The organism is Bradyrhizobium sp. BRP19, assembly GCF_020194195.1.
Taxonomy (GTDB): domain Bacteria; phylum Pseudomonadota; class Alphaproteobacteria; order Rhizobiales; family Xanthobacteraceae; genus Bradyrhizobium; species Bradyrhizobium yuanmingense.
Genome location: NZ_JADYVZ010000203.1, coordinates 1 through 405 on the forward strand (window position 1 = coordinate 1; position 405 = coordinate 405).

A 405-nucleotide genomic window follows, 5' to 3' on the forward strand; every position below is an offset into this window, starting at 1 on the left:
TCGCTGCCGAAGCGCAGTGCGTAGACCTTGAACTGCCACTGGTCGCCACGCGCGGTGGCGGATGCCGCCGGGAAGCCGTTGACGGTGAGGTCCTCGGTCGACGCTTTGTCGACGCCTTCCATCCAGCCGGAGTTCAGATACTCGCCGAGCGACTGTTCGGCCGGCACCCGCACCACGTCGAACCGCATCGCCTGCGTGCCGCCTTCGCGCACGCCGATCACCGCCTGCGCGGTGTTGTCGAGCGTGAAGTTCTCGGGCGCCTGGAAGGTGAAGCCGAGCTTGGGATGCAGGAAGCGGCGGCCGCGAACGAAGCCTTCGCTCGGATCTTCGCCATAGACGATGTTGTCGATCGCGGCGAGATAGGTCTCGCGGTCGCGTTCGGACCCTTCGGGCGCCGTATATTGC

General features: G+C 66.2%; 1 pseudogene. It reads right to left on the reverse strand.

Annotation, left to right across the window (positions count from 1 at the left end):
• Window positions 1-405 (reverse strand): annotated as a pseudogene (locus tag I6F36_RS39195) (Zn-dependent protease); the annotation flags it as partial.